A 26,458-nucleotide genomic window follows, 5' to 3' on the forward strand; every position below is an offset into this window, starting at 1 on the left:
TCGGCGAACGCGGGGGGCGTCAGGAACGCCACCAGGTGTCGAACGGCGTCGCCGGCACCCGGCGCTTGTGCTCCGTCGCGCGGTACCGGGTCTCGATCGCCTCGGCGACCTCGACCGGCACGTCGTGGCCCTGCAGGTAGGCGTCGATCTCGGCGTAGCTCAGGCCGAGGTTCGCCTCGTCGGTCTGCCCGGGGGTCTCGTCGAGCAGGTCCGCCGTCGGGGCCTTCTCGTACAGCCGGGCCGGGGCGCCGAGGTGTTCGAGGACCTGCCGGCCCTGGCTCTTCGTCAGCCCGGTCAGCGGGGTGATGTCGACGCCGCCGTCGCCGTACTTCGTGAAGAACCCGGTGACGGCCTCCGCCGCGTGGTCCGTCCCGACGACGATGAGTCCGCGCTGCCCGGCCACCGCGTACTGCGCGACCATGCGCATCCGCGCCTTGACGTTGCCCTTCACGAAGTCGCTCAGCGGGACACCGGCGTCCGTGGTGTCCCGGACGACGCCGTCCACCCCGTGCTCGATGTTGACGGTGATGCCCGGTTCCGCGGCGATGAACTGCAGGGCGAGCTGCGCGTCGTCCTCGTCGGCCTGCACCCGGTAGGGCATGCGCACCGTGGTGAAGGTCACGTCGTGTCCCTCGGCGCGGAGCGACTCCACCGCCAGCTGGCACAGACGCCCGGCGAGGGTGGAGTCCTGGCCACCGCTGATCGCGAGGACGAGGCCCTTCGCGCCGGTGGTCGTCAGGTAGTCGCGCAGGAAGCCGACACGACGAGACACCTCCTCGGCCGGGTCGATGGTCGGCTGGACGTCGAGGGCCGCGGCGATGGCGGCTTGGAGTTCACGCACGTGCCCAGTATTCACCGTTGCCGGCGCGCCTTCTCGGCGACGTCCTCGGTCCGCTTCTGCCGCCACATCGCCGCGGGCTGGTCCGGCCCGTCCCAGACCTGCACGGCGCCCCACGCGGCGGCGAGGAGCGGCACCGACATCACCGCGCCGGTGATGCCGGCGAGCACGGTGCCGGCGGTCAGGCCGACCAGGATGACGAGCCCGTGCAGCTTGAGCGTCCGGCCCATGAGCACCGGCTGCAGGAAGTTGCCCTCGAGCTGGTTCACGAGCACGACGATGCCGACGACCACGAGCGCCTGGACCGGCCCGAGTGCGACCAGCGCCACGAGGGCGGCGAGGATGCCGGCTGCGGTCGCACCGACGATCGGGATGAACGCCGTGACGAAGACGACGACGGCGAGGGGCAGCGCCAGCGGGACGCCGACGATGGCGATCCCGACGCCGATGCCGATCGCATCGACGGCGGCGACGGCAGCGGTGCCGCGGACGTAGCCGCCGAGCGTCGAGACGACCCGGTCGCCGACACGACGAGCTCGGGCGTACCCGGAGCCGGTGAAGGGACGGAGCAGGAACTCCCAGATGCGGGGGCCGTCCTTGAGGAAGAAGAACAGCACGACGATCATCAGGACGAGCCCGGTGAGGAAGTTCGCCGTCGCCGAGGCACCCGCGAGCGCTCCGGACCCGAACTGCGCGCTGGTGACGAAGTCGGTGACGGTCTTCGTGGCGTCCTGGATCTGCGAGTCCGAGATCGAGATCGGCAGCGAGGTCACCCATCCCTGCAGCTGCCGGAAGCCGTCCACGGCCGAGTCCTGCAGGTCCGACCACTGGTTCTCGACCGCAACGACGATGAGCCAGCCGACGAGCCCGAGCACGACGAGCACCCCGACGAGCACGGCCAGCGTGGCGAGCACGGACGGCACGCGGTGTCGGCGCAACCAGGCCACGACCGGGTGCATGGCCGAGGCGATGATGAGCGCGATGAGCACCGGGATGGTGACGACGCTGATCGTGCTGGCCGCGAAGACGATCGCGATGACGACGACCAGCACGATGATGGCCTGCAGGCAGCGGGTCGCGAGGCGTCCGAAGGGGTCCGACCACGCCTTCCGCTGGGCCTGGGGCACCTCGGTGGGAGCGGGCGCGGACGGGCGGAAGAACGGCATGCGGATCCTTGTCGGTGACGGCGGGGCGATCTGCACTCGAACGCTCCCTCGATCTTGGCAGGCCGTCCGTGAGTACGCTCAGGAAGGTGACGACGACGTTCCCGCGCAGCACCCCGTCCGCCCTCGGCATCGACGCCGCCGGCATCGCCGGCCTGGTCCGGTCGCTCGAGTCCACGCCCGGCGTGGAGCCGCACAGCCTGGTGCTGCTCCGACACGGGCAGGTCGCCGCCGACGGATGGTGGGCGCCGTACTCCGCCGACCGCCCGCACCTGCTGTACTCGCTGAGCAAGAGCTTCACGGCCGCGGCCGTGGGCATCGCGAGCCGCGAGGGCCTCCTCGACCTGGACAGCACCGTCGTCAGCCACTTCCCCGAGCTCGACGCCGAGGTGACCGACCCCCGCAGCCGGGCGATGACGCTGCGGAACCTCCTCGCCATGTCGAGCGGGCACCGGCAGGAGACCCTGGACCGGGCTCGGGCCGTCGACCCGGGGAACCTCGTCCGGGGCTTCCTGCTGCTGCCGCCGGACGAGGACCCCGGGACCGTCTTCGCGTACAACCAGCCCTGCACGTACACGCTGGCGGAGGTCGTCCGACGCGCGAGCGGCACGTCGCTCCTCGGCTTCCTGCGGCCGCGCCTGTTCGACCCGCTCGGCATCGCGACGTTCGGGTGGCGCCGGGACGAGCACGGCAACGAGCTCGGGTTCAGCGGTGGCTACACCACGACGGAGTCGATCGCGAAGCTCGGCCAGCTGTACCTGCAGCGCGGCGTCTGGGACGGCGTCAGGATCCTCGACGAGGACTGGGTGGACCAGGCGACGCGGCAGCAGGTCGCCAACCCCGACGAGGCGAACCCGGACTGGCGGCAGGGCTACGGCTACCAGTTCTGGATGGCGCGGCACGGCTTCCGCGGCGACGGTGCGTACGGCCAGTTCTGCATCGTGCTGCCCGAGCACGACGTCGTGCTGGCGATGACCGGGCAGAGCACCGACATGCAGGCGGTCCTCGACGCGGTGTGGGAGCACCTGCTCCCGGCGATCGACCGCGCGGGCGACGACCACCGGCTGGACCTGTCGACGCTGACGTCGCCGCCGGTGGCCGGTGGTCCGATCGGCCTGGAGGCCCGGGGCCGCTCCACGCGCGCCTCCGGTCCCGGGATCCCGGGTCTCGACACCGTCGAGCTCGAGCACGACGACGACCGCGGGTGGACCGTCACGCTGCACCAGGACGGCTCCGCCGTGCGGGCCCTGGTCGGCGAGGGGTCCTGGGCCGTCGACGGCGCCACCGCGGCGAGCGCCGCCACCGCCGACGACGGCCGGACGGTCGTGTCCGTGCGACTGGTCGACACCCCGCACCAGCTCTGGCTCGACCTCGACGCCCCGACCCGGACGTTCACGGCGCGGTGGGAGACCGAGCCGCTGCACGACGCGATCTCCCAGCTGCACTTCCCCGCCGAGGACTAGCGGCTCACCAGGGCACGACCCCGGCGTCGTCGAACAGTCCGCCCCGGGGGCCGTCGTCCGGCAGCGTCGCGAGCCGGACGACGGCCGCGGCACCCTGCTCGGGGGTGCGGTCGCCGGCGAACCCGTTGAAGTCGGTCGCGACCAGGCCCGGGCACGCGGCGTTCACGATCACCGGGGTGTCCGCGAAGGCCCGCGCGTACTGGACGGTGATGCCGTTGAGGAACGTCTTCGACGAGGAGTAGACGCCCATCACCGGTCCCGGCTGCCGGGTCAGGGACCCCATGCTGCTCGACGTGTTCACGATCCGCGGGTGCGCCGACCGGCGGAGCATCGGCAGCATCGCGTTCGTCACCCGGACCACGCCGTACACGTTCGTGTCGACGACGCTGCGGAGGTCGTCGAGGTCCATCGTCGTGGGGTCCTGCCCCCACGTGACGGGGTCGAACGGTCCGGAGATGCCGGCGTTGTTGACGAGCACGTCGAGGGTGCCGAACCGCTCCTCGAGCTCGCGTGCCGCAGCCGCGACGCTCTCGTCGCTCGTGACGTCGATCCGCACACTCGTCGCGTCGATGCCGGACGCGGCCAACCGCGCCGCGGCGTCCGAGCCGGCCGCCTCGTCACGTGCGCCGACGACGACACGGAGGCCGAGCCTCCCGAGCGACTCCGCGATCGCGGACCCGATGCCCTTGTTCGCCCCGGTGACCAGGGCGGTGGTTGCTGTTGTCATGGTCCGATCCTCCGGCCGTCGCCGGGGTCCGGTCCAAGACCGATCCGGTGTCGACCGATACCCGACGGGTATCGGTCGACGTAGGCTCGCTGCCGTGGACGACCTCGAGACGCGTGAACTCCGGTACTTCGTGACCGTGGCCGACGAGCTGCACTTCGGCCGCGCCGCCGTGCGCCTCGGGATGTCGCAGCCACCACTGTCGCGCGCGGTCCAGCAGCTCGAGCAGCGGATCGGGACGGCGCTGTTCGTCCGCGGGACCCGCGGCATCACCCTCACCGCGGCCGGGACGGTCCTGCTGGCGGAAGCTCGACCGGCACTCGCGGCGGTGGCGGCCGCCGGTCGCCGTGCCCGTCGTGCCGGGCAGCCGGACCGGAACCTCGTGCTCGCCGTCAAGGCGGGCGCGGACCACGAGCTCCTGCAGGCGTTCCTCGACGTGCAGGCGGCTGACGCGGACGCACTGCCGGTCGAGGTGGTGTTCGGCGAGGTCCACGAGCAGGCGGCGTTGCTCCGGGACGGCACCGCGGACGTGGCGCTCATGCACCGCACGTACGACGACCTGACCGGGTTCGACACCGAGGACCTCCGCACCGAACAGCAGGTCGCGATCCTGCCGCGGTCGCACCCGCTGGCGTCCCGACCGGCGGTGTCCACCGCCGACCTGCGGGACCTCCCCGACCTGCCGGCCGCACGGTGGCCGCGGGTCGACGGCAGCTACCCGGACGGCCCCGGGCCCGAGGTCCGGTCACAGGCGCAGCTCGCGCAGCTCGTCGCCCTCGGGCGCACGGTGATCGTGATCCCGCGGTCGAGCCGGACGCTGCAGTGGCCGGAGCACGTCGCCGTGCCGGTGCTGGACGCGCCCCTCGCGACGACGGTGGTCGCCTGGCCGGCCGCGTCGACCTCGCCGGACGTGGCCCGTGCCGTCCGGAACGCCGTCGTCGCGGCGGAGTCCGCCGCTGTTCCGCGTTCCGCCTGAGCGTCAGGTCCGGACCGCCGGGTCCGGCGGGTCCGCCGGGTCCGCCGGGTCCGCCGGGTCCGCCGGGTCAGATCTCGACGTCGCTCCCCATCGTCACGGTGCGCTGCGGCGGCAGCCCGAACCGTGCCGCCGGGTCGGCGGCGTTGTGGGCGAGCCCGACGAAGAGTTTCTTCCGCCACGACACCATGCCGCGGTTCCCGTGCATCGGGCGGAGCGCACCACGGGAGATGAAGTACGACGCGTCGGCCATGGCGTCCGGGTCCAGGTCGAGCACCTCGGACAGGCACGCCGCGTGCAGGGCGTGCGGCAGGTCCTGGTCGTCGGAGAACCCGAACTTGACGGTGATGTGGTCGATGCCGTCGTCCGTGTAGCCGAGGTCGTCGCGCACGAAGGCCTTCGCGTGCGGGACGTGCGGCACGTTCGCCGTGATGACGGACACGATGATGACGCGCTCGTGCACGACGTGGTTGTGCTCGACGTTCGCCCGGAGCGCGAGCGGGGTCGTGTCCTTGTTCGGGTGCGGGAACACCGCGACGCCCTGCACGCGTGGGAGGTGCTTGGTGTTGATCTTCTCGATGAACGCGTCGAGCGGTCCCTCGCGCTCCTGCCGTTCCTGCTGCACGAGCTGCCGGCCGCGTCGCCACGTGGTCATCACGGTGATCACCGCGAGGGCGATGAGGAGCGGGACCCAGCCGCCGTGCAGCACCTTCGACAGGTTGCCGGCGAGGAACGTCAGCTCCAGGCCGCCGAACACGACGGCGACGAGCACGAGCTTCCAGGTCGCCCACTGCCAGAGGGGCTTCACCACGAGCAGCAGCAGGAGTGTGTCCGTGACCAGTGCACCGGTCACCGACACCCCGTACGCGGTGGCGAGGCTCGCCGACGACCGGAAGGTCAGCATGATCGCCATCACGCCGATGAACAGCAGGAGGTTCACGGCGGGCAGGTAGATCTGGCCGCCCTCGCGCTTGGAGGTCTGGCGGATCGTCAGCGGCGGCAGGAGCCCCAGCTGCACGGCCTGCCGGGTGAGCGAGAACGCGCCGGAGATGACGGCCTGGCTCGCGATCACCGTCGCGGCCGTCGCGAGCACCACGACGGGCAGCTGCGCCCACCCGGGGAAGAGCAGGAAGAACGGGTCCTTCGTGGCCTCCGGGTGCTCGAGCACCAGGGCGGCCTGCCCGAGGTAGTTGAGGACGAGGGCGGGGAACACCACGAAGAACCAGGCGCGGCGGATCGGCACCCGGCCGAAGTGCCCCATGTCGGCGTACAGGGCCTCGGCACCGGTGATGACGAGCACGACGGCGCCCATCGCGACGAACGAGATGAACGGGTGCGCGAACACGAACGCGATGGCCCACGTCGGGGACAGCCCCTGCAGGACGCCGGGGTGCTGCACGATGAGCGGCAGTCCGGCGACCGCGATGACGACGAACCAGAGCAGCATCACCGGGCCGAAGAGCGTCCCCACCCTGCCGGTGCCGAACCGCTGCACGAAGAACAGCACGACGAGGATCACGGCCGCGATCGGCACGATGAGGTGCCCGATCGTCGGAGCCGCCGTGCCGAGACCCTCGACCGCGGAGAGCACCGAGACCGCCGGGGTGATCACCGAGTCGCCGTAGAACAGCGAGACGCCGACGATCCCGACGATGAGGAAGATCGTGGAGCCCCCGCGGCGCTTGGCGTAGAGCCGCCGAGCCAGTGCGGCGAGCGCCATCACGCCGCCCTCGCCGTTGTTGTCGGCGCGCATGAGCACGAGCACGTACTTGATCGACACGATGATCGTGATGCTCCAGAACATCATCGAGATCACGCCGTAGACGTCCTCGGGGACCGGCTTCACGATCCCGCCGTCGATGGTGAACACCGTGCGGAGCGCGTACAGCGGGCTCGTGCCGATGTCGCCGAAGACGACGCCGAGTGCCGCGAGCGCCAAGCCCATCAGACTCCTGGGGACACCGCCCCCGGCGTCGTCGTGCCCGGCGTCGTCGTGTCCGGCGTCGTTGCCGGGTGCGGTGTCCTCGCCGACAGGAGCCGCGGAGTGGGTGTCCGTCACGCTCGATCTCTCCCGAATCCAGTCGCCAGGGAAGCGGCCAGCGATCATCCTGCCACCGTTGCTCGTGCGCGCGTGCAGCTGGCGCGAAGCGGCTGACCGACGCCGGTCACTCCTCCATCTGGAGGGTCTTGCCGCGCATCACCAGCTGCGGGTCCGGCGGCAGGGCGACGGCGGGGTCCTTGTCGTCGTAGTCGAACTGCGCCAGGAAGTAGCGCATCGCGTTGACGCGGGCCCGCTTCTTGTCGTTCGAGCGGACGATCGTCCACGGCGCGTACCGCTTGTCGGTGCGCCGGAACATCTCCTCCTTCGCCGCGGTGTAGTCGTCCCACACCCGGAGCGAGGCGACGTCGTTCGGGGAGAGCTTCCACCGTCGCACCGGGTCGAGCTGGCGGATCGCGAAGCGGGTGCGCTGCTCCTTGCGCGTCACCGAGAACCAGAACTTCGTGACGTGGATCCCGGCGTCGACGAGCATCCGCTCGAACGAGGGCGCCTGCGTCATGAAGGTCTCGTACTGCTCGTCCGTGCAGTACCCCATCACCCGCTCGACGCCGGCGCGGTTGTACCAGGAGCGGTCGAACATCACGATCTCCCCCGCGCTCGGGAGGTGCTCCACGTAGCGCTGGAAGTACCACTGCCCCTGCTCGCGCTCGCTCGGCTTCGAGAGCGCCACGACGCGGGAGGTGCGCGGGTTCAGGTGCTCGGTGAAGCGCTTGATCGTGCCGCCCTTGCCCGCGGCGTCCCGTCCCTCGAACAGGATGATCGCCTTGCGACCGTTGTCCTCGAGCCAGTACTGGAACTTGAGCAACTCGACCTGCAGGCGGTACTTCTCGTACTCGTACTCCTCGCGGCTCATGAGCTCGTCGTACGGGTAGTCCTCCCGCCAGGTGTAGATCGGGTTGCCCTCGGGGTCGATGAGCTCCGGGTCCGGCGTGTGGGCGTTGTCGACCGTGTAGCCCTTGGTGCGCAGGTCCTCGATGTACTCGCGCAGGTCTCCGATCGGAGCGGCATCCAGCACGGGTCCTCCTCTGCCGCACGGGTCCGGGTGCGCGGCTCGTCCCGGTCTAGCAGGCGGTCGTGAACACCGCCCGACCGGCGTGGGTCCCGCCGTGGAACGGTCGACGGGACCGTAGGCTGTGCGCGATGACCCTCGTGCAGCTCCGCGTCTTCGTCGCGGCGGCGCGGCTGGGCTCCTTCACCGCCGCGGCGACCGCGCTCCTCATGTCGCAGTCGTCCGTCTCGGAGTTCATCCGACGGCTCGAGGGCGCCTACGAGACCCGGCTGTTCGTCCGCGGCGGCCGGCGGCTCGGACTGACGGACGCCGGGTCGGTCCTGCTGCCGATCGCCGAGCGGATCGTCGCCGAGGCGGACGCGGCGGACCGGGCGCTCCGCGCGGTGACGTCGCTCGTCGGCGGCACGGCCTCGTTCGGGCTGCTGCGGAACGCGAAGTACTACGCCCTCGACGAGCTGCTCTCCCGCTTCCACACCGCACACCCCGCAGTCCGGCTCCGGGTCATCGGCCTGAACTCGGTCGAGGTGGCGAACGAGGTCGCGTCCGGCGGGCTCGAGGCGGGCCTCGTCGTCCTGCCGATCGACACCGACGGGCTGCGGGTCACCCCGCTCCGACGGGACGAGGTCGTGTTCGTGAGCCGGGACCCGTCCGTCACCCGGCATCCGATGACGATCCAGGAGATGGCTGCGCGTCGGCTGGTCCTCTACGACGCCCACTACGGCTGGCGTGATCCCACCCGTCGGCAGTTCGCCGAGCGTGCACGGCTCGCCGGCGTCGCCCTCGAGCCGCACGTCGAGGTCGAGCAGGTCGAGACGGCACTCGCCCTCGTCGCATCGGGGGTCGGCGACACGTTCGTGGCGCGGGCCGTCGCCGAGGCCGCCGTCACCGACGGACTGCACTGGACCCCGTTCGCCGATCCGGTGCACGACACCGTCGCACTGGTGGAGCGGGAGGGCGCGGTGCTGTCCGCCGCCACCGCGGAACTCGCCCGGCTGGCCCGGGAGCTCCTCAGCGACTGAGCGGTCCGTAGAGGTCGGGACGCCGGTCCCCGTGCAGGTCCGCGTTCGGGGTCAGCGTCTTGTCCCGGTTGGCCGCCAGGTCGAGGTCCGCGATGGCCGTCCCGGCACCCGGGCCGGTCGCGGCCCGCACCCATCCGTCGGCGTCGACGATCGACGTGCCCTCGTTCCAGTCGACGCCGCGCTCCGTGCCGCAGCGGTCCGCGCACACCATCGCCATCCGGTTGACCCGGGCTGCGGCCATCGCGATCTGCACCTCGGGCGCGCGCTCGCCCTCCGGTCGGTCCACCCATGGCCAGTTCGTCGGCACCGCGAGCATCTCCGCCCCGTCCAGCGCCGCCATCCGGGTCCACTCGGGGAACTCGACGTCGAAGCAGATCGACACCCCGATCCGGCCGTGGACGGTGTCCACCACGAGCGGGCGTTCCGAGCCGGGCGTGAAGCACGCCTTCTCGCCGTCCCACAGGTGCACCTTGCGGTACACGCCGACGACGCCGGTGCGGTCCACGACCGCCGCCGCGTTGTAGACGGCACCGTCCTCCCCCAGCTCCGCGAAGCCACCGACGACGATGCCGCCGGTGCCGTGGGACAGCCGGGAGGCCGTGGTCGCCCACCCGGTCACGCTCGCGTCCCGCGCGGGGACGGCACAGGCCCTCGCCTCGGCCGCGTCCCGGAAGACGTACCCGCTGGTCGCGAGCTCCGGCAGGACCACGACGTCGACGTCGTCCGGCAGGGCGTCGAGGGCCGCCCGGATGGTCGCCGCGTTCGCGGCGAGGTCGCCGACGACGGGCGCGAGCTGGACGGCCGCGACCCGGGTCACCGGACCACGTCCTCGACGTCGTCCGGGGTGGACTCGCCCCGCGCCGGCGCCGGGCCGGTCCCGGCGACCGCGGGAGGAGCCTCCCGGTCGGTCCCGGTGGACGCAGCCAGGGCGGCCCGGACCCGCTCGACCAGCCCGCGGCGGAACGTGATGCCCAGGCCGATGAGCAGCCAGGCGGCGACGATGTACGGGAACCAGCTGTACGGCGCCTCGAGCCCGACGGCGTTCTTGTAGATCGTGTACAGCACGAGGGCGAGCGCCAGGACCGGGATGACGATCTGCCACTTCGGTGTCGCGGCACGCCCCGAGAAGAACAGGAACCGCACGGCGCCGACGGTCGCCAGCACGTACGCGACGAGCAGGGCGATCGTGCCGACGGTGAGCGCCCAGTAGGTCGCGTCGAGCACCGCGGCGCCCGAGAAGCGTTCGCCGATCACGATGAGCACCGCGACGACCGCCACCACGCTCAGCGCGTTGACCGGCGAACCCTGCGCGGACAGCTTCGACACCGGCCGAGCGAGACCGGTGTCGCGCGAGAGCGCGAACAGCACCCGGGCGGCGCCGGACAGGGTGCCGAGGAAGATCGCGAACAGGCTGACCACGGCGGCCAGGGTGAGCAGGTCGGCGAGCCAGGTGCCGACGTAGGTGCGCGCGAGGTCGCCGTACGGCGCGGCGGAGCCGGCGAACTGCTTCACCCCGGCGGCCGAGGTGCCGTAGCCCAGCGACTGCGCGATGATCGAGAGCAGGTAGAACGCCCCGACGACGACGATCGCGATCTTCAGCGCCTTCGGGATGTCCCGCTTGGGGTTGCTCGTCTCCTCGCCGAGCGTGGCAGCGCCCTCGAACCCGGCGAACGCCAGGAACCCGAACACCGCGGCACCGGCGATCAGCCCGACGTCGGTCCCGCTCGGCAGCGCCAGGAAGTCCCAGCTGAGGTGTCGACCTGCCGGAGCTGCACCGACGCCCAGGCGGACCAGCACGACGACGTTGAGGATCGTGACGAGCACCGCGCCGATGAGTTCGGCGTACAGCAGGGACCGGGTGATGACGTGCACCTCGCGGCGCCCGAGCAGGACGACCACCGCCAGGGCGACGACCGTGATCCAGATCCAATCGGGTGCGACGTCGAGGCCCAGGTCGTTCAGCAGCTGCGTCACGAAGAGGCTGATCTCGATGCCGGACCCGGCGCCGATCGTGACGTAGGCGAAGAACAGCGCCCAGCCGGCGATGAAGCCCGCGCGGGCGCCGAGTGTCAGGCCGACCGTGGCGTACACCGACCCGGTGTGGGCGATGTGCCGCGAGAGCTTGACGAACCCGTAGGCGACCAGGGACACGGCCACGAGGGCGAAGACGAACGCCCAGGTGGCACCGCGTCCGAGGATCCCGGCGGCACCGGCTCCGAGCAGCGCCATGACGCCGACCGGTCCGATCAACCCGACCGAGAAGGCGGCCGCGTCGGCGACCTTGAGTTCACGCTTGAGGCCGGGGGCGGCCGGGGTGGGGTGGTGCTCGGTGGTCATCGCTGGCTCCGATGCGGTCGGGGGTCGGGGTGGGGGGACAGGTCAGTCGGAGGTTGCGTGCACCGGGGCGTAGGTCTCCAGGCGCATCGTCGCGGTCGCCCGGTGTGCGCTCATGCCCTCGCTCGCGGAGATCACGTCCACCGCGTGTGCCACCGACGGCGTCGCCTCGCGGGCGATGCGCTGGTAGGTGAGCGGCTTGAGGTAGCGCGACACCGACAGTCCGGCACTGTGCTTCGCGCCACCGGCGGTCGGCAGGGTGTGGTTCGTGCCCGCCATGCCCTTGTCCGAGTACGCCACGGTGCTCCAGTGCCCGAGGAACAGCGAGCCGTAGTTCGTGAGGTGGTCGTGGTACCAGGCGTCATCGGCCGTCTGCACCTCGAGGTGCTCCGGCGCGAACTCGTCCATCACCCGCACGGCGTCCTCACGGGAGCCGACGAGCACGACCGAGCCGTGATCCCGCCAGGCCGGACCGCAGATCGGCTCCGTCGACAGGGTCGGGAGCTGCCGTTCGACCGCGGCGACGACCTCGTCGGCGAGGCGCTCGGAGGTCGTCACGAGGGCAGCCGGGGAGTTCGGCCCGTGCTCGGCCTGCCCGAGCAGGTCCGCGGCGACGACCTCGGCGTCCGCGGTGTCGTCGGCGATCACGGCGACCTCGCTCGGCCCGGCGAGCAGGTCGATCGCGACCGTGCCGAACAACTGGCGCTTCGCTTCGGCCACGAAGGCGTTGCCCGCGCCGACGAGCATGTCGACCGGGTCCAGGTCGGTGTCGAGCAGGCCGAACGCCATCGCGGCGAGCGCCTGCACGCCGCCGAGCACGAACAGCCGGTCGACGCCGGACAGGTACGCGGCGTAGGTGACCGCGTCGTTGGCGCCACCGTCGGGCTGCGGCGGGGTGCACGCCACGACGGTGGGGACGCCCGCGACCTTCGCGACGCCGACGGTCATGAACGCGCTCGCCGTCAGCGGGAAGCGGCCGGCGGGCAGGTACGCACCGACGCTGCCGACCGGCACGTAGCGCTGCCCCACGACCAGGCCGTCGACGAGTTCGGCTTCGAAGTCGACGAGGTGCTCGCGCTGCATCGCGGCGAACTGCTTCGTCCGCGCCGAGCCCAGCTCGATCGCCGACCGCAGGTCCGGGGCGAGGCGGTCCCCGCTCGCCGCGATCTGCGCCGCGCTGAGCTCCACGGGGGCGTCCTGCCGGTCGAGCTCCTGTGCGTACCGCCGGATGGCGTCCATGCCGTCGCGCTCGATCTCGGCGAGCATCCGGCTGACGGTGGCGACGACCTCGGGGTCGCGCTGCGCCGGCGGGACGTCGACGCCGGGTGCCTTGACGAAGCGGAAGCGGTCGCTGTTCCGTGCGGTGAAGCGGGAGGAGAGTTGCATGCGATCAGCGTGGCCGCTGCCGCGCTGCGGAGAAAGCCCGAAGTCCGGGCAGGAGCCATCGGGGAACACGATGGCTCGGGGCCGGGCGGTGCATCACGCCAGCGGTTGACGGCCTCGATGACGAGCGCGTTCGGTCGCCACACGCCGTCCGGCCGTAGTAGCGGATGCCGCTGCTGTCGCCCGCGGACAACAACGCAGCTACCGGCTTGCGCAGCGACCACCCGGTGTTCTGGGGAGAGCAGCGGCGTTCTGGACACGGGTCCGCGACGGGCGGTGACCACGCGCAACCCGTCCATGGGTCGAGACCCACGGGGGGCGCGCAGTCACATGCTGTCGATGAGCCGGAGGGCGTACCCGTCTGGGATCTTCTGCTGCTCGACGTAGTGCACGAACACCGGTGCAGCCTCGTCGGCGGTGAAGAGCTCTGCCGGGTGCCGGGGCTCGTGCGCGTCCTGCACGTCGATGGCGTCCGTCAGCGGCTCCGCGAGGTCGTGGTCGCGGCCGACGACGTAGAACCGGTACTCGCCGTCGTCCTCACGGCGGCGCAGTTCAATGCTCATCTTCTCCGCGGTGCCGCCGGCTTGCAGATAGGCGGCGTCGAACTCTGCTTCGACCTTCTCCGGGTTGAACATCCAGTCGGCGTCGTCGGGGCACCACCAGATTCGCCACGCGAAGTGCTCGTCGTCGTCGAGCAGACCGAGCATGTGCCTCACCTGTTCCTGCATCGGCCGGAACGTTTCCTTGAGGACACTGCTGATGCTGCTGTTGGTCTCTTGGATGATCATGCGTTACTTCACTCGCTGGTAGTTGACCGACGTCGCAGTCCACGTCGTCTTCACCGGACGCCCCGACGAAGAGCGGCTGCATCCACGTTGATGCAGCCGCTTCTCGTGCTTGACCGGTGGTCGTCACCGTTGGGTGAACGTTGACCTGGGTGGAACCCCAGCCTGCGGACCCTTGCACTTCCGCTTGTCTGTGCCCCTGGAGGGACTCGAACCCCCAACCCTTTCCTTAGGACGGAACTGCTCTTCCATTGAGCTACAGAGGCCGGCCCGTCCACTCTAGCGGGCGCCGGCTACACCCTCGCCCGGAACGGCTCGAGGAACGCCGCGAGCTCCGCCGTGTACGACTCGGGCTGCTCAAAGGGCGCGAAGTGCCCACCACGCTCGGGCTCCGTCAGCGACACCAGGTTCGTGGTCCGTTCGAGCCACTCCCGAGGCGCTCGGACGAGGTCGCCCGGGTAGAGCGTGAACCCCGAGGGCGTCTCGACGCGTCGGGAGGTCTGCTCCGGCGGGATCGCGGCGTTCGCCCGGTACATCCGCATCGCGGAGCCGATGGTCCCCGTCGCCCAGTACTCGGTCACGAGCGCCAGGACCTCGTCGCGCGTGTAGACGGACCAGAGGTCGCCGTCGCAGTCGCTCCACGACCGGAGCTTCTCGACGATCCAGGCCGCGAGTCCGGCCGGCGAGTCGGTGAGCCCGGCGGCGGCGGTCTGCGGCTTCGTGCGGTGCATCGCCGCGTAGGCACCTTCGGCGTCCCGCCACGCCGCGGTGGCCCGGACGAACTCCCGCTCGGCAGGGGAGAGCGCGTCGACGTCGATCCCCGGCCACGGCAGTCCGCCGTCGATACGGTGGACGGCGACGACGCGGTCGGGGTGGTCGAGCGCGAGGTACCGGGCGACGTGCGTCCCGATGTCCCCACCGGCGACGGCGAAGCGCTCGTGGCCGAGCTCGGTCATGAGCGTCGCCCAGAGTCCGGCGACGTCGCGGGCATCGAGCGTCGTGGGCGGGACGGCGGAGAACCCGTACCCGGGCATGTCCGGCACGACGACGTCGAACCCGGCGTCCGCCAGGAGCGGCAGGACCTTGCGGTACCGCCAGTTCGAGTCGGGCCAGCCGTGCGCGAGCAGCAGCGGCATGCCGCCCTCGCCGGAGCGCAGGACGTTGATGCCCAGGCCGTCGACCTGGACGGTGCGGCTCGGCAGCGCGGCGAGGGCCGTACGGTGCGCCTCGAAGTCGAACCCGTCCGCCCAGTACGCCACCAGGGCGCTCAGCTCCTCGACGTCGGCGCCGAGGGACCACCCCGCGCCCGCGGGGGCGTCCGGCCAGCGGGTCGCACGCAGGCGCGCTCGGAGGTCGGTGATGGTGTCGTCGTCGATCCACATCGCTGGCATGCCCGGGACGCTACGCACGCCCACCGACACCCGGCAGGATGGGACGGTCCCGTCACCACAGGAGGAACTCCGATGCCCACCGTCCTCTTCGTATGCGTGCACAACGCCGGTCGGTCGCAGATGGCCGCCGGTTACCTCCGGCACCTCGCCGGTGACCGCATCGACGTCGTCTCCGCCGGCTCCGAACCCGCCGAGCGCCTCAACCCCGTCGCCGTCGCGGCGATGGCCGAGGACGGCGTGGACATCGTCGGCGAACAGCCGCGCGTGCTCACGACCGACGCCGTGCGCACGGCCGACGTCGTCGTCACGATGGGCTGTGGTGACGCGTGCCCGGTGTTCCCCGGCAAGCGGTACGAGGACTGGGAACTGACCGACCCCGCAGGACTCCCCCTCGACGCCGTGCGGCCGGTGCGGGACGAGATCCGCGCCCGCGTCCAGACGCTCGTCACGGAGCTGGTCGGCTGACGGCGACGCTGCTGGACTTCCCCTTCCGGAACCACTTGCCATTCTGGCAAGTACATGCCAGGGTGGATCGTGGAAGGGAGCAACCATGAGCAACCACGAAACCGTCAGCCCGAGCGAGGCCCGTCGACTCCTCGATCACGCAGACCGACTCAGCCGACGCGCCCACGACCAGACGCGGTGGCCGTACGTCACGTTCATCCTCGCGCTCGGCATGGTCACCGCGTTCGGCGCACTGGGGATGGGCCTGACGACCGGCGACGCGTTCGGGCTGGTGTACGTCACCACCCTCGCCGCGTTCTTCGCGCTCATCGTGTTCTTCGCGGTGTCGATCCGCGGCCGGTCGGCGTTCGCTCGGAGCCGACGGTGGACGGCGTACATCGCCAGCTGGGTCGTCACCTACGCGGCCGCCATCGCCGTCGTGGGCTGGGTGCACGGCTCGGTGCTGTGGTCCGGCGTGACCAGCGGGGCGATCCTCGCCGTGACGATGGCCTGCGCGGCGTTCGAGGCCCGGCGATGACCGTGACGGACCGCACGCACGCTCGACACCGCCTCGACGACCACCTGCAGAACCCGGTGCGGTTCTCGATCGTCGCCGCGCTCGACCGCGCGGGAACGCTCGGCTTCCGCGAAGTGCGTGACGCCGTCGAGGTCACCGACTCGGCGCTCAGCAAGCAGGTCGCCGTCCTCGAGAACGCCGGCTACCTGTCGGTCGGCAAGGCCTTCGTCGGGAAGACCCCCAGGACGTCGCTGACGCTCACCCGCAGCGGCCGCGACGCGTGGCGCACGCACCTCGACGCGCTCCGCGAGATCGCCGGTCAGCCGGAGCGGGACGACCCGGCGCGGTGACCGGAGGTCGGACTGGAGGCCCGTGGCGGTGCCGCCACGGGCCTCCAGTCCGACGCCGAGCAGCAGTCCACCGTGCGGACGCTGCCGACGAGCGTCAGACCGCGGAGACGACCGAGTACGCCGCCTCCCTCGCGGCGGCGAGTGCTCGCGTCGACGACGAGTGCGCGCGCGGGCGCGGGCGCACTCGTCGTTCCGACGCGCAGAGGTTCGGCCCTGCCGTCAGGCGGCGACCAGGAACTCGTCCCAGTCCGGCTGGGGCCGCTCCACACCGCGCACCACCCAGCTCGCACCGTGCGGGGCCTTCGGGCGGAACCGCAGGTGCCAACCCATCTCCCGCGGGGTCCGGTCACCCTTCTTGTTGTTGCACGCGAGACAGCAGGCGACGAGGTTCTCCCACGAGTCCTCGCCCCCACGCGACTTCGGCTGCACGTGGTCGATCGTGGTGGCGTGCCGGTCGCAGTACGCGCAGCGGTTGGCGTCCCGACGGAGGACCCCGCGGCGGGACACCGGCACCAGTCGCGCGTGCGGGATGCGCACGTACCGGGTGAGGATGATGACGGACGGACGGTCGTAGCTCGACGTCGACCCGGCGATGGGGTGGTCGAGGTCGGCGGCGACGATGGCGGCCTTCTGGTTCATGACCAGCACGAGGGCCCGACGGAACGAGATCACCGCGAGGGGCTCGTAACCGGCGTTGAGGACGAGAGTGCGCATGGGTTCCCTTCCGACGAGCCTGGACGGCTTCCAGGCGGTGCGGGACACCGGACCGGACGACGTCGAACAGGGGATCGCGACCCGGTCCCGGAACGAAGAAGAGCACCACCCCGCAGGGCAGTGCTCGTCGTCACGCTGGGGCGTGCAGTTGCACGCAGGTCGTGGTCGACCGTATGTCGACGTACGCGCGCCGACCCATGGTGCGGGTCGTGCGTGACGATGACATGAGGTCTCCTGTTCGGGCCGTGTCGGGCCGATGTCGCCAGGTTAACCCAGAAACCGGCTCAGCACGAGGAGTGCTGAGCCGGTTCTCCGGTTGTTCACCGGACGCAGTGCGTGAGCAGGGACGTCAGACGCCCATCCGGACGATGTGGTAGTCGCTGGTCCAGATCGGACGGATCGACACCGAGCCGCCGGGCTTCGGGGCGTCCATGATCATGCCGTTGCCCATGTAGAAGCCGTCGTGCGCCTCGTTGTTGAAGATGACGACGTCGCCGGGCTGGGCCTCGGACGTGGGGATGGTGGTGCCGGCCTGGTCCTGGAGCGGGACCGAGTGCGCGAGCTTGATGCCGTACTGCGCGTAGACGAACATCACGTAGCCGGAGCAGTCGAATCCGGACGGGTCCGCACCGCCGAAGACGTACGGGGTGCCGATGTACTGCTTCGCGGTCGCGACGACGGCCGGGAGCGAGAACGGGGTGTTCGCGGCCGGGGCGACGGACGCGCTGGCCGTGGAGGTCGTCGTCTTGGAGGCCAGGTAGTCCTGCGCCGTCGGGCCCTTGTAGGACGCGTACTGCGCGGCGGTCGCTGCGCGGGCGGCCTGCACCTCTGCTGCGTGCTTCTCGGCGGCGAGGGTCGCGGACGAGGTGGCGGAGTAGCCGTCACGGCTCGTGTCGGCGAGCGCAGCGGCGTCGGAGACGGAGAGCTGCTGGCTCTGCGTCGTGCGGATCGCCTGCTGCGCGGTCGCGGTGTCGGAGGCCCCGGACTGCTGCGTCGTCGCGAAGGCGGCGGGGACGGCCATGGTGCCGAACATGCCGGCAGCCATCGTGAGGACGATCGGCGCCATGAACCGGCGCTTGCGCGAGCTGGAGCTCGGCTTCTGCGGGTCACTGGCGGTGCGCGTCGCGACCGGCTGCTTGGCGTGGGTACCGGTGGCACGCATCGCCCGCGTGGCGCTGGAGCGCTTCGGGGTCTTGGCCTCGGCTTCACGAGCGGCCCGCCGGGTGAGCGGGGCGACCGTGTCGAGCGTCGAGTTCGCGGTGTTCGTCGGGTTCGCGGGCGTCACGTCCGCGGCGGAACCGGTCTGCGTCAAGGTGGGGGGTCTCCGGCGTCTCGTCATCGCACACCCGACGAGCGTCGAGTGTGCGCAACCCCATCCGTTCGTCATCGTTTCCGATCGAGGCAGGAGACGGGTTCGAGACGTCCTGCCACGGGTTCCCGGGTCGGTGTCAGCCCGGGGACTCGTCGAGTGTACGGGCGCTTCGTTACCTTGTCGAGACGAAAACGGCCCTTTGTAACAGAACGATGACGAAGCCCAGGTCAGAGCCGGTTTCCTGATCTCGACACGATTCCGTCGGGCGGGTCGCCAGACGTCCCCCGACGGTGTACCCCGACGGGCTACGCGGCGTCGATGTAGACGTGCTGCGCGACCTCGGAGGGCAGCTCGATGCCGGCGTCTTCGCCCTCCACGCGGACGGCGACGTAGGCGCCGGCGCGCTGGACACTCGCCATCCGGCCGGGCATCACGCCGGCCGACCGCAGCTGGTGCAACAGCTCCGGTTCGAACTGCACGGGCTCACCCAGGCGACGGATGACACCGCTCGCGACGGCGTCGGTGCCCTCGGTCGCGGCGACGATGTTGCGGACGCCGTCGAGGAAGCCCCCGGCGTCCGGACCACCGATCTCGGCGAGACCGGGGATCGGGTTGCCGTACGGGGACTCGGTCGGGTTGCCGAGCATCTCGAGCAGGCGGACCTCGACCTGCTCGCTCATCACGTGCTCCCACCGGCAGGCCTCGTCGTGGACGAATGCCCAGTCGAGGCCGATGACGTCGGCCAGCAGCCGCTCGGCCAGTCGGTGCTTGCGCATCACGTGGGTGGCGCGGGAACGGCCCTCACCGGTGAGTTCGAGGTGGCGGTCCCCCGAGACGACGACGAGGCCGTCGCGCTCCATCCGGGCGATCGTCTGCGAGACGGTCGGGCCGGAGTGCCCCAGTCGCTCGGAGATGCGCGCACGCAGCGGGACGATCCCCTCTTCTTCGAGGTCGAGGATCGTCCGGAGGTACATCTCCGTGGTGTCGACGAGATCGGTCACGGTCCGCCTCTCCTGTACTGGGCCCAGCGCAGCCCACCCTACTTGTTCGGACCGACAGGAACCGACCCCTGGCCGCCCAGCGCGGGGCCGGATGGGATACCACCGCCGGTAGGATCGCTCCATGGCAGACATCGTCATCCCCGCCGAGTTCCTCCCCACCGACGGCCGCTTCGGCTGTGGCCCGTCCAAGATCCGCGGCGCGCAGCTCGAGGCGCTCGTGACCCGGGGAGCGACGATCCTCGGGACGTCCCACCGTCAGAAGCCGGTGAAGGACCTCGTCGGCAGTGTCCGGCAGGGCCTCGCCGACCTGTTCGACCTGCCGGACGGCTACGAGGTCGTCCTCGGCAACGGCGGCTCGACCGCGTTCTGGGACGCCGCGGCGTTCGGGCTGATCGAGCAGCGCGCCGAGAACCTGTCCTTCGGAGAGTTCGGCTCGAAGTTCGCCAAGGCCGCCGCCGCCCCGTGGCTGCAGGCACCGCACGTCGTCGAGGCACCGGGCGGTTCCCGCGCCGAACTCGAGATCGTGGAGGGCGTCGACGTCTACGCCTACCCCCACAACGAGACGTCGACCGGCGTCATGGCCCCCGTCGTCCGCGCGGCCGGCGACCCGGGCGCCCTGACGGTCGTGGACGCCACCAGCGCTGCCGGCGGCGCCGCGTTCGACGTGAGCGCGACCGACGTCTACTACTTCGCGCCGCAGAAGAACTTCGCCTCCGACGGCGGGATCTGGCTCGCGCTGTTCTCCCCCGCCGCGATCGAGCGCGTCGAGCGGATCGCCGCATCGGGTCGCTACATCCCGGAGTTCCTGTCGCTCAAGAACGCGGTCGACAACTCGCGGCTGAACCAGACGCTGAACACCCCGGCGATCTCCACGCTCCTGCTCCTCGACGACCAGGTGCAGTGGATCAACGCCTCCGGCGGTCTGGCCTGGGCGGACACCCGCACGAAGACGTCATCGTCGACGCTCTACGACTGGGCGGAGTCGGTCGACTACGCCGCGCCGTTCGTGCGCGACCCCGACCACCGGTCGCAGGTCGTCGCGACGATCGACCTCGACGACGCGATCGACGCGAAGGCCGTGGCCGCGGTGCTCCGCGCGAACGGCATCGTGGACACGGAGCCGTACCGGAAGCTCGGACGCAACCAGCTCCGGGTCGCGACGTTCACGGCCATCGACCCGGACGACGTGCAGAAGCTCGTCGGGGCCATCACCTACGTGGTCGGAGCCCTGCAGTCCTGATCGCTGCTCCGGCACGCCGGCACAGCACCCCGGAACGGACACAGCACCGCGGATCTCCGCGGTGCTGTGTCCGTTCCGAGGTTCGGAGCGCTGGCTACTGCTCGTCGTGGTCCGGCTCGCGGTGGTCGGCGAGCTGGTCGACGTCGACGCCCTCGATCTCGTCGTCGTCCGACTCGGCCAGGTCACCCTCGTCGGCGTCGGTGAAGTCGTCGTCGTCGAACTCGTCGTCGACGTCCGACGCGTCGTCGTCATCGTCCTCGTCGTCGTCCGACTCGTCGTCGTCGAACTCGTCGTCGTCGTCATCCGACTCGTCGTCGTCATCATCCGACTCGTCGTCGTCCGACTCATCCTCGTCCGACTCATCCTCGTCCGACTCGTCGTCGTCGTCGTCCGACTCGTGGTCGTGCCCGTCCTGGGCCGCACGGTACTCGGCCAGCCGCTCGGACCACGGGACCCACTCGGGCGCGAGGAGCGACCCGTCGCCGGGCATGAGCTCGACCTCGAGCACGGTGGGGTCGTCGCCCTCGACCTGGGCGATGCTGACGGTCCAGCGCCACCCCGGGTAGCCGGGCATCCGGTTCGCGAACAGGTACGACACGACGCCGCCACCCTCGTCCGTGACGCCGACGGCGCCCCCGACGGTCGACTCGTCGGTCACCTCGAGCAGGGCCTTGCGGGCGAGCGTGCGGAGCTCGGGGAGCTCGCGGGGCTCGTTCTCATCGGTCATGGTCATGCATCCAATTGGTCTGCGACGTGCCGCAGGATCGCGGCGAGGCGTGTGCCGTTCTTCGGGTAGCGACCGTGGCGGAGGTCTCCGCTGATCCGGTCGAGTTCCTTCACGAGGTCCTCCACGATGACGGCCATGTCGTCCGCCGAGCGGCGGGACATCTTCGCCAGCGACGGCTGCGGATCGAGCAGGCGGACGGACAGCGCCTGCGATCCGCGCTTGCCCTGCACGACCCCGTACTCGAGCCGCGAGCCGGCCTTCACGGTCGTCACGCCGTCCGGGAGCGAGGACGCGTGCAGGAAGACCTGGTCGCCGTCGTCGCCGGTGATGAACCCGAACCCCTTCTGGTCGTCGTAGAACTTGACCTTGCCGGTGGGCATGCGTGGACTCCTTGATGGGTGTGCTGGCCGTGGTGCGGATATCCTGGGTCGATGGCCAAGCCGACCCGATCCCCCGGGGACACGCGGAACTCCGCTGAACCCCCGGCGACGTTCAATCGTACCGAACGCGCCCTCGCGTTCATGGTGGGTGGCATCTTCATCGCGGGATTCCTCTGCATGATCGCCATGATCGTGATGTGGCTGACGGTCCCGACGGCCCAGAGCGGCATGCCGTGGCCGGTCATCATGGCGATCCCGCTGATCGGTTTCCCGATCGGGATGGTCCTCATGCTCGTCCTCCTCGCCATCACCTGGACCCGTCGCGCACGAGCGAACCGGGAAGCCCGCTGACGTCCGCCCGCGGACGCGAGCGCAGGCCGATGACGACCACCGCCGACCTGGCAGCCCGCCTCCGGGCGATGCCGGACGACGACCTCGAACGACTCATCGTCGCTCGCGGGCTCCCCACCGCCGTGCTCGGCGACAGCGGCCCGCAGAGCGTGACCGACTTCTTCGACCTCGCCGAGGCGTTCCGCACGGACGCCGCGGTCGACGCAGCGATCGAACGCCTCCCGCGACGAGCGCTCCTCGCCCTCCGCGACGGCGTCGCCGGACCCGACCTCGGTCCGGCGCTCGACCTCGCGCTGGCCGACGAGGACGGCCGGGTCGACGACGCGGTCGCCGCACGCGTGGCCGCTCACCCCGACCTGGCCGCCCTCGGCCCGGGAGGCCCGGCCCACGTCCGCCCCGCCGCTGGCGTCGACGACGTGGGCGGGTCCACGGCCGCGCGCACCACGGGCGCCGAGCGCGCGTTCGACACGATGACGATGCTCGCAGAGCTCCTCCGCGCCGTGGACGAGGGCGGTGTCCGTGAGCTCGTGAAGGGCGGGATCGGCTCGCCGATGGCCAGGGCCCTCGGCGAACGGTCCGGCGCGGACGCGGACGTCGTCCCCGGTCGTCTCGACCTCCTCGAACGCATCCACTTCGCCACGACGGCGGACGGAGCGTGGTCGTTGACCGAGGACGGTCGGACGTGGCTGACCACCCCGTGGCCGACCAGGTGGGTCCGTCTCGTTGCGCGCTGGCGGGACGGCCTGGACCCCGCCGTGCGCGAGGTCCTCGCCGCGGCCGACGGCGACTGGCGCGACCTGGTGGCCCTCGGGCGCTGGGCCTACCCGGCCGGTGCCAGGTGGCTCGACGCGACCCTGCTCGACGTGGCCGGGACGGCCGGAGCGCTCGGCGTGACGGTGGACGGCACCGTCACGGACACCGGGCGGGCCCTCCTCGGTGCCGACCCCGACACGGCCGAGCACGCGGCCGCAGCCGACCTCCCCCCGACGGTCGAGGGCGTCTACCTGCAGCACGACCTCACGGTCATCGCGCCGGGGCCGCTCGCGCCCGCGGACGACGACCAGCTCCGGTCCGTCGCCGACCTCGAGGCGCCGGGGCTCGCCGCGCGCTACCGCGTCTCCGAGGACTCGCTCCGCCGCGCCCTCCGGTCGGGCAGCTCACGCGAGCACGTCGTGGCCCTGTTCGAGCGGATCGGCGTGACCGGCGTCCCACAGCCCCTGGCGTACCTCATCGACCAGGTGGCGGCCCGGGACGGCAGCATCGTCGTGGACCGCGGCGAGGACGGCGCCGGCGCCGTCGTCCGCGGGACCCCCGACCAGCTCGACCTGATCGGGGTGGACGCCGAGCTCCGTCAGCTGGCGTGGGAGCGGCCCGACCTCGAGACGCTCGTCTCCCACTACCCGGCGCACGTGGTGCACGCGGCGCTGGAGGACCAGCGCTACCCGGCCGTGTTGCGGCCGGGCGCACGCCCCGAGCCGCGCCACGAGCCTCCAGGCCGGCGCCGGCCCGCCGGCCGGTCTCCGGAGGCCGCGGCGAGGGCCGTCGTCGAGCGGCTCCGCCTCACCACCCAGCGCGGCGACGCCGAGCCGGAGCAGGAGTGGCTGGGTCGGCAGATCGACCTGGCGATCCGTGGGCGGACCCCGATCCGTGTGGTCGTGCGGATGCCGGACGGCTCCGAGCGCCCGTTCTCGATCGTGCCGACCTCGGTCGCCGCCGGGCGGATCCGCGGCAAGGACACGGCGGCCGACGTGGAGCGCACGCTCCCGCTGTCCCTCGTCCTGTCCGTCGACAGCGATGCCTGACACAGGTCCTCGCGGCTAGGCTGGAAGGCCATGAACGGACCGCTGATCGTCCAGAGCGACCGCACGGTGCTCCTCGAGGTCGCACACCCCGATGCCGAGGACGCCCGTCACGAGCTCGCTGTGTTCGCCGAGCTCGAGCGCGCCCCAGAGCACGTCCACACCTACCGCGTCACGCGGCTCGGCCTGTGGAACGCGCGAGCTGCGGGGCACGACGCCGAGAGCATGATCGCCACGCTCGAGCGGTACGCGAAGTTCCCCGTGCCGCAGAGCGTCACGGTCGACATCCGCGACACCGTCGCCCGCTACGGACGGCTGGTCATCCGGCGGGAGGACCCGGCGGACGCGCCCGTCATCGCCAACTCGCCGGAGGAGGAGCTCGAGCGCCAGCCGACCCTCCTCCTCACCGCGACCGACCCGCTGGTCCTCGCCGAGGTCGTCCGGTCGAAGCGGATCAAGCCGCTCCTCGGCGACCGGCGCTCCGACACCGCCATCGAGCTGCAGCAGTGGGCGCGCGGACAGGTCAAGCAGGAGCTCGTGAAGATCGGCTGGCCGGCCGAGGACCTCGCCGGCTACACGCCCGGACAACCGCACGCGATCGACCTGGCGACGACGGACTGGGACCTCCGGCCGTACCAGCAGGACGCGGTGCAGAGCTTCTTCGCGCAGGGCTCCGGCGTCGTCGTGCTGCCCTGTGGTGCGGGGAAGACGCTCGTCGGCGCGGGGGCGATGGCGACCGTCAAGGCGACGACGCTCATCCTCGTGACGAACACCGTCTCCGCGCGGCAGTGGCGGACGGAGCTGCTGCGCCGGACCAGCCTGACCGAGGACGAGATCGGCGAGTACTCCGGCAGCGTCAAGGAGATCCGACCGGTCACGATCGCGACCTACCAGATCCTCACCGCCCGCCGGAAGGGCGAGTACACGCACCTGTCGCTCCTCGACGCCCTCGACTGGGGCCTCGTGGTCTACGACGAGGTCCACCTGCTGCCGGCGCCGGTGTTCAAGCTCACCGCCGACCTGCAGGCCCGCCGACGCCTCGGGCTGACCGCGACGCTCGTGCGCGAGGACGGCCGCGAGGGCGACGTCTTCTCCCTCATCGGGCCGAAGCGCTACGACGCCCCGTGGAAGGAGATCGAGGCGCAGGGCTACATCTCGCCGGCGTCCTGCTACGAGGTGCGCATCGACCTGCCGCACGAGGACCGGCTGGAGTACGCGGCGTCCGGTGACGACGAGCGCTACCGACTCGCCGCGACGACCCCGGCGAAGACCCCGGTGGTGCGCGCGCTGATCGAGAAGCACCGTGGCGAGCAGATCCTCGTCATCGGGCAGTACATCGACCAGCTCGACGCACTGGCGTCCTCCCTGGATGCCGCCGAGATCACGGGTGCGACGCCCGTCGACGAGCGTGAGCGACTGTTCCAGGCGTTCCGTTCCGGCGATCTGGACGTGCTGGTGGTGTCGAAGGTGGCGAACTTCTCGGTCGACCTGCCCGATGCGACCGTCGCGATCCAGGTCTCCGGGTCATTCGGGTCGCGGCAGGAGGAAGCGCAGCGGCTCGGCCGGCTCCTGCGGCCGAACAAGGACGGGCTGCCGGCCTCGTTCTACACGCTCGTGACGCGGGACACCGTGGACCAGGACTTCGCCCAGAACCGGCAGCGGTTCCTGGCCGAGCAGGGGTACTCCTACACGATCCTCGATGCCGATCAGGTCCAGGACGCTTCCCCTTCACTCTCAGGGAACGTTTAGACAACAGTCAGATGATTGGGTCATGACCGATGGACCCAAGATCCTCATCGTCGACGACGAGCCGAACATCCGCGACCTCCTCACGACCTCGCTGCGCTTCGCCGGCTTCGCCGTGCGTGCGGTCGGGAACGGTGCACAGGCGATCTCCGCCGTGCTCGAGGAAGAGCCGGACCTCATCATCCTCGACGTCATGCTCCCCGACATGAACGGCTTCGGCGTCACCAAGCGCCTCCGTTCCTCCGGGTACACCTCGCCGATCCTGTTCCTCACGGCGAAGGACGACACCGAGGACAAGATCACCGGTCTCACCGTCGGCGGCGACGACTACGTGACGAAGCCGTTCTCGCTCGACGAGATCGTCGCGCGCATCAAGGCGATCCTGCGCCGCACGATGAACGACGAAGAGGACGCGATCATCCGCGCCGGCGAGCTCACGATGGACCAGGACACGCACGAGGTCACCATCGGCGACGCGCAGATCGAGCTCTCCCCCACCGAGTTCAAGCTGCTGCGCTACCTCATGCTCAACCCGAACCGCGTGCTGTCGAAGGCGCAGATCCTCGACCACGTGTGGGAGTACGACTTCAACGGGGACGCGGGCATCGTCGAGTCCTACATCTCGTACCTCCGTCGGAAGCTCGACCAGTACTCGGCCGAGCCGATCATCCAGACCAAGCGCGGGTTCGGCTACATGCTCAAGGCGTCCAAGGCGTCCTGACCGCCGGAGTTCTCA

At 71.1% G+C, this 26,458-nt stretch carries 26 protein-coding genes and 1 tRNA gene; 11 read left to right on the forward strand and 16 right to left on the reverse strand.

The window, feature by feature from the left end; all coding sequences use genetic code 11:
• Positions 1–19: 19 nt before the first annotated feature.
• Both nadE and FS641_RS03565 read right to left on the reverse strand, forming a co-directional pair.
• The gene (gene nadE / locus FS641_RS03560) at positions 20–841 is read right to left on the reverse strand and encodes an ammonia-dependent NAD(+) synthetase (protein ID WP_144760076.1); all 822 of its coding nucleotides are present in this window, start codon (positions 839–841) and stop codon (positions 20–22) included.
• An 11-nt stretch (positions 842–852) separates the two neighbouring features.
• The gene (locus tag FS641_RS03565; protein ID WP_144760079.1) at positions 853–2,004 is read right to left on the reverse strand and encodes an AI-2E family transporter; all 1,152 of its coding nucleotides are present in this window, start codon (positions 2,002–2,004) and stop codon (positions 853–855) included.
• An 86-nt stretch (positions 2,005–2,090) separates the two neighbouring features.
• On the opposite strand from FS641_RS03565, the gene FS641_RS03570 reads away from it, so the two are divergent.
• The gene (locus FS641_RS03570) at positions 2,091–3,464 is read left to right on the forward strand and encodes a serine hydrolase (protein WP_144760082.1); all 1,374 of its coding nucleotides are present in this window, start codon (positions 2,091–2,093) and stop codon (positions 3,462–3,464) included.
• A 4-nt stretch (positions 3,465–3,468) separates the two neighbouring features.
• Here FS641_RS03570 and FS641_RS03575 read toward each other — a convergent pair whose 3' ends face one another.
• A complete protein-coding gene (locus FS641_RS03575) occupies positions 3,469–4,191 on the reverse strand; it encodes an SDR family oxidoreductase (protein ID WP_144760085.1) in 723 nt (240 codons plus the stop codon).
• Between the two features lie 94 nt (positions 4,192–4,285).
• Between FS641_RS03575 and FS641_RS03580 the strand changes: the two genes are divergently transcribed.
• Entirely contained in the window at positions 4,286–5,164 is an 879-nt protein-coding gene (locus FS641_RS03580) for a LysR family transcriptional regulator (RefSeq protein WP_144760088.1), read from the forward strand.
• Between the two features lie 67 nt (positions 5,165–5,231).
• Here the strand turns inward: FS641_RS03580 and FS641_RS03585 are convergent, their stop codons facing one another.
• Together FS641_RS03585 and ppk2 are read right to left on the reverse strand one after the other, a co-directional pair.
• Positions 5,232–7,220, reverse strand: coding sequence for a potassium transporter Kup (locus FS641_RS03585; RefSeq protein ID WP_260855675.1), 1,989 nt, complete (start codon positions 7,218–7,220; stop codon positions 5,232–5,234).
• A 106-nt stretch (positions 7,221–7,326) separates the two neighbouring features.
• The gene (ppk2, locus tag FS641_RS03590) at positions 7,327–8,232 is read right to left on the reverse strand and encodes a polyphosphate kinase 2 (protein ID WP_144761488.1); all 906 of its coding nucleotides are present in this window, start codon (positions 8,230–8,232) and stop codon (positions 7,327–7,329) included.
• Positions 8,233–8,360: 128 nt separating this feature from the next.
• On the opposite strand from ppk2, the gene FS641_RS03595 reads away from it, so the two are divergent.
• Positions 8,361–9,248, forward strand: coding sequence for a LysR family transcriptional regulator (locus FS641_RS03595; protein ID WP_144760093.1), 888 nt, complete (start codon positions 8,361–8,363; stop codon positions 9,246–9,248).
• Here FS641_RS03595 and FS641_RS03600 read toward each other — a convergent pair.
• The 6 genes from FS641_RS03600 to FS641_RS03625 form a co-directional block, all read right to left on the reverse strand.
• Entirely contained in the window at positions 9,238–10,065 is an 828-nt protein-coding gene (locus tag FS641_RS03600) for a nitrilase-related carbon-nitrogen hydrolase (RefSeq protein ID WP_144760095.1), read from the reverse strand. The genes FS641_RS03595 and FS641_RS03600 overlap by 11 nt on opposite strands.
• Complete coding sequence (locus tag FS641_RS03605; protein ID WP_144760098.1) at positions 10,062–11,585, reverse strand: APC family permease; 1,524 nt, start codon at positions 11,583–11,585, stop codon at positions 10,062–10,064. Before FS641_RS03605 ends, FS641_RS03600 begins: the two co-directional genes overlap by 4 nt.
• 42 nt (positions 11,586–11,627) lie before the next feature.
• The gene (gene hisD, locus FS641_RS03610) at positions 11,628–12,968 is read right to left on the reverse strand and encodes a histidinol dehydrogenase (RefSeq protein WP_144760101.1); all 1,341 of its coding nucleotides are present in this window, start codon (positions 12,966–12,968) and stop codon (positions 11,628–11,630) included.
• Positions 12,969–13,291: 323 nt separating this feature from the next.
• On the reverse strand, positions 13,292–13,753 hold the full coding sequence (locus FS641_RS03615; RefSeq protein WP_144760104.1) for a hypothetical protein: 462 nt from the start codon (positions 13,751–13,753) through the stop codon (positions 13,292–13,294).
• A gap of 191 nt (positions 13,754–13,944) precedes the next feature.
• Positions 13,945–14,016 (reverse strand) — tRNA-Arg (locus tag FS641_RS03620).
• Positions 14,017–14,043: 27 nt separating this feature from the next.
• Positions 14,044–15,141, reverse strand: coding sequence for an epoxide hydrolase family protein (locus FS641_RS03625; protein WP_144760106.1), 1,098 nt, complete (start codon positions 15,139–15,141; stop codon positions 14,044–14,046).
• A 72-nt stretch (positions 15,142–15,213) separates the two neighbouring features.
• On the opposite strand from FS641_RS03625, the gene FS641_RS03630 reads away from it, so the two are divergent.
• The 3 genes from FS641_RS03630 (at position 15,214) to FS641_RS03640 (ending at position 16,452) form a co-directional block, all read left to right on the forward strand.
• Positions 15,214–15,606, forward strand: coding sequence for an arsenate reductase ArsC (locus FS641_RS03630; RefSeq protein WP_144760109.1), 393 nt, complete (start codon positions 15,214–15,216; stop codon positions 15,604–15,606).
• Between the two features lie 85 nt (positions 15,607–15,691).
• Positions 15,692–16,123 carry a chemotaxis protein CheY gene (locus FS641_RS03635; protein ID WP_144760112.1) on the forward strand — a complete coding sequence of 144 codons (432 nt, stop codon included), beginning with the start codon at positions 15,692–15,694 and terminating at the stop codon, positions 16,121–16,123.
• The gene (locus FS641_RS03640; RefSeq protein WP_144760115.1) at positions 16,120–16,452 is read left to right on the forward strand and encodes a transcriptional regulator; all 333 of its coding nucleotides are present in this window, start codon (positions 16,120–16,122) and stop codon (positions 16,450–16,452) included. Before FS641_RS03635 ends, FS641_RS03640 begins: the two co-directional genes overlap by 4 nt.
• 219 nt (positions 16,453–16,671) lie before the next feature.
• Here the strand turns inward: FS641_RS03640 and FS641_RS03645 are convergent, their stop codons facing one another.
• From FS641_RS03645 to FS641_RS03655, 3 genes are all read right to left on the reverse strand, one after another.
• The gene (locus FS641_RS03645; protein ID WP_144760118.1) at positions 16,672–17,166 is read right to left on the reverse strand and encodes an HNH endonuclease; all 495 of its coding nucleotides are present in this window, start codon (positions 17,164–17,166) and stop codon (positions 16,672–16,674) included.
• Between the two features lie 349 nt (positions 17,167–17,515).
• Positions 17,516–18,478, reverse strand: a complete 963-nt coding sequence (locus FS641_RS03650; RefSeq protein WP_144760120.1) for a C40 family peptidase — start codon at positions 18,476–18,478, stop codon at positions 17,516–17,518.
• A 305-nt stretch (positions 18,479–18,783) separates the two neighbouring features.
• Positions 18,784–19,479: a metal-dependent transcriptional regulator gene (locus tag FS641_RS03655; RefSeq protein ID WP_144760123.1), complete on the reverse strand. Its 696-nt coding sequence runs from the start codon at positions 19,477–19,479 to the stop codon at positions 18,784–18,786.
• A gap of 121 nt (positions 19,480–19,600) precedes the next feature.
• On the opposite strand from FS641_RS03655, the gene serC reads away from it, so the two are divergent.
• Complete coding sequence (serC, locus tag FS641_RS03660; protein WP_144760126.1) at positions 19,601–20,719, forward strand: phosphoserine transaminase; 1,119 nt, start codon at positions 19,601–19,603, stop codon at positions 20,717–20,719.
• A gap of 94 nt (positions 20,720–20,813) precedes the next feature.
• Here the strand turns inward: serC and FS641_RS03665 are convergent, their stop codons facing one another.
• Positions 20,814–21,446: a DUF3027 domain-containing protein gene (locus FS641_RS03665; protein WP_260855676.1), complete on the reverse strand. Its 633-nt coding sequence runs from the start codon at positions 21,444–21,446 to the stop codon at positions 20,814–20,816.
• Positions 21,447–21,448: 2 nt separating this feature from the next.
• A complete protein-coding gene (locus FS641_RS03670) occupies positions 21,449–21,826 on the reverse strand; it encodes a cold-shock protein (RefSeq protein WP_144760132.1) in 378 nt (125 codons plus the stop codon).
• Positions 21,827–21,877: 51 nt separating this feature from the next.
• Here FS641_RS03670 and FS641_RS03675 point away from each other — a divergent pair, with 51 nt between their 5' ends.
• Genes FS641_RS03675 through FS641_RS03690 form a run of 4 tightly spaced genes read left to right on the forward strand, consistent with a single transcriptional unit; the run spans position 21,878 to position 26,443 of the window.
• Positions 21,878–22,177 carry a hypothetical protein gene (locus tag FS641_RS03675; protein ID WP_144760136.1) on the forward strand — a complete coding sequence of 100 codons (300 nt, stop codon included), beginning with the start codon at positions 21,878–21,880 and terminating at the stop codon, positions 22,175–22,177.
• Between the two features lie 29 nt (positions 22,178–22,206).
• Positions 22,207–23,979, forward strand: coding sequence for a helicase-associated domain-containing protein (locus FS641_RS03680; protein ID WP_144760139.1), 1,773 nt, complete (start codon positions 22,207–22,209; stop codon positions 23,977–23,979).
• A 30-nt stretch (positions 23,980–24,009) separates the two neighbouring features.
• Positions 24,010–25,725, forward strand: coding sequence for a DNA repair helicase XPB (locus FS641_RS03685; protein WP_144760142.1), 1,716 nt, complete (start codon positions 24,010–24,012; stop codon positions 25,723–25,725).
• A 22-nt stretch (positions 25,726–25,747) separates the two neighbouring features.
• Positions 25,748–26,443 carry a response regulator transcription factor gene (locus FS641_RS03690; protein WP_123656292.1) on the forward strand — a complete coding sequence of 232 codons (696 nt, stop codon included), beginning with the start codon at positions 25,748–25,750 and terminating at the stop codon, positions 26,441–26,443.
• Positions 26,444–26,458 lie beyond the last annotated feature (15 nt).

Source organism: Curtobacterium sp. 9128 (assembly GCF_007673775.1).
Lineage (GTDB): Bacteria > Actinomycetota > Actinomycetes > Actinomycetales > Microbacteriaceae > Curtobacterium.